The 2,520-nt window shown below is 70.8% G+C and carries 1 protein-coding gene and 1 pseudogene; both read left to right on the top strand.

Going from position 1 to position 2,520, the window contains the following annotated elements; translation table 11 throughout:
- Positions 1-237 (top strand): annotated as a pseudogene (locus tag G4D87_RS36605) (hypothetical protein); the annotation flags it as partial.
- A gap of 11 nt (positions 238-248) precedes the next feature.
- The coding region (locus G4D87_RS36600; RefSeq protein ID WP_205507869.1) for a serine/threonine-protein kinase at positions 249-2,520 on the top strand (2,272 nt) is incomplete at its 3' end.

The following is a 2,520-nucleotide window of genomic DNA, read 5'->3' as shown; positions in this document are numbered from 1 at the left end:
GGCATACGAGTTCGCCTCTTGTCACGTGGGTTCGGAGATGCGTATAAGAGACAGGTCCAGGTGGATGCATCCGGAGGAGGGGCGGGGCTGGGACTGCGGCGCATCCTGGAGCACAGCGATGTGGTGGCCGTCCGTGTGGCTGCTGGCCGTGAGTCACGAGTCCTGTGCGTGGTGGACCTGGGGGAGGCCCGCCGCCGCGCCGCACAACCCAAGTCGCTGCTGTTCTGTCTCCAATGAGGTCAGGGCCGGTGGATAGCCAGGTTTCCAACGCCATCATCAGCCGGCTCCGCGTGGGGACGATTACCCACGTCCGGATCTCCGGCGTCATCGACGAAACATTCCCACTGACGTCCGCCAGCCCGGAGCTGAGTGGGCTGCTGGTGGTGGACCTGGGGCAGGTGGAGCGCATCAGCTCCTTCGGCGTGCGGCGGTGGATTGAGTTCGCCGCCAAGCTGCCGCAGGGAGCCCTGGGCCTCTACGTGGTCCACGCGCCACCCGTCATCGTGGACCAGCTCAACATGGTGGAGGGCTTCGCCGGCGTCGCCCGCGTCCTCTCCGTGTTGGCGCCCTACGCCTGCCGCGCCTGCAACGAGGACCGGCTGCGGCTGGTGAACCTGCTGGACGAGGCGCAGGTCATCTCCGAGGAGCGCGCGCCCGACCACGCCTGCCCCGTGTGTCAGGGGCCGCTGGAGTTCGCGGACCTGCCGGGGGAGTTCTTCGACTACGCGCGGCGGCAGCAGTTCGGCCAGGTGGACCCGGTCGTCATGCGCTACCTGCGCGCCAGCATGCCGGCGGAGCAGCCGGAGCTGACGCAGCACCTGAAAATCATCCAGGACGACGTCACGTACATCACCCTGGCCAGCGCGCTGAAGGGCGACCTGAACGTGCGCCGGCTGGCGTCGGGCCTGGAGGGCCGCGTCGGCTTCGACTTCAGCCACGTCAGCTCGGTGGAGCCGGAGGCGCTGCCGAAGCTGGAGCAGGTGCTGGAGACGGCGGCGCAGGGCGCGCACGTGGTGTTGTGCCGAGTGCCGCCGCCCGCGCTGGCGGTGCTGGCGCGCTCGGCCAAGGTGTTGCCGGTGCGGCTGGCCACGCTGTGGCTGCCGTGTGACTGCCGCAACTGCGGGCAGGTGAGCCACCAGCGCCTCCAGGCCGCGGACTACCTGGCGAAGCTGCGGGCGCAGGCGGCCGGCGTGGACGTGCCGTGCCCCATCTGCGGCGGCAACGCGCGCGTCCCCCACATGCCCCAGCTCCAGGGGCTGCTGGCGCGGCTGCAGCTGACGGACCGGCCGCTGGAGGAGCTGGAGTCGCTGGAGACGCGCGCCCTCAGTCAGTACCTCTTCGGCGCCACGAACATCGACCCGGCGGCCCGCCAGGGCGCCTCCACGGACATCTCCAACTCGCTGGGCAGCACCAAGCTGAACATCATCCGGCGGCTGGGGCAGGGCGGCATGGCGGAGGTCTTCCTCGCCAAGCAGGTGGGCGTGAAGGGCTTCGAGAAGTTCCTGGTGATGAAGAAGATTCTCCCGCAGTTCGCGGAGAACCCCGAGTTCGTCGACATGCTCTTCGCGGAGGCCCGCGCCAACGCGCGGCTGACGCACCCGAACGTCGTGCAGACGTTCGACGTGGGCGTGTCCGACGGCGTCGCGTACATCCTCATGGAGTACGTGCGCGGGCCGGACCTGAAGAAGCTGGTCATCGAGCTGCGGCGCAAGGGCCTGGCGCTCCCGCTGGAGCACGCGCTGCGCATCGTCGCGGAGGTGGCCGCGGGGCTTCACTACGCCCACGCCTACGTGGACCCGGCGGGCACGCCGCACCCGGTGGTGCACCGGGACGTCAGCCCGCACAACGTCCTCATCTCGCTGGACGGCGCCATCAAGCTGAGTGACTTCGGCATCGCCAAGGTGGCGGGCGAGGAGCACACCCAGGCGGGCGTGCTGAAGGGGAAGATTTCGTACATCTCCCCGGAGGCGGCGTCCGGGCGCGCGCTGGACGCGCGCAACGACGTGTTCGCGCTGGGCGTGGTGCTCTTCGAGCTGCTCACCGGCACGCTCCCGTTCCGCAGGGACCACGACGCGGCGACGCTGCAAGCCATCGTCAGGGACCCGGCGCCCGTCCCTTCGCAGCTCAAGCCGAACATCCCCCAGGACGTCTCCGACCTCATCCTCCGCGCGCTGGTGAAGGACCCGGCGCGCCGCACGCCGTCCGCCGCCGCGCTGCGCGAGGAAATCGAGGCGGTGATGGCGCATCACCGGCTCAACTCGTCGCCCGCGGCGGTGGCCCAGTTCTTCCGCGACACGCTGGGGGACCGGCTGGTGGAGTTCGCGCCGTCCGCCATCAGCGGGACAGGGAGCCACCCGCGCCCGGTGCCCTCGGGCACGGGCAGCGGCAACGTCGGCGGTGGGGAGATGTCCGCGCCCATGGATGGACGGACGCCCAGCCGGGGCAGCGTGCCCGTGGCCGGGAGCCGTCCTGGGACGGGCGGCAGTGGCGGCCTTCCTCGCCCCGGCCCGCCGGTTCCTC

The sequence above is a fragment of the Myxococcus vastator genome, assembly GCF_010894475.1.
Lineage (GTDB): Bacteria > Myxococcota > Myxococcia > Myxococcales > Myxococcaceae > Myxococcus > Myxococcus vastator.
Note: the sequence above shows the minus strand (reverse complement) of the source record. Positions and strands in the feature narration are given on the sequence as shown.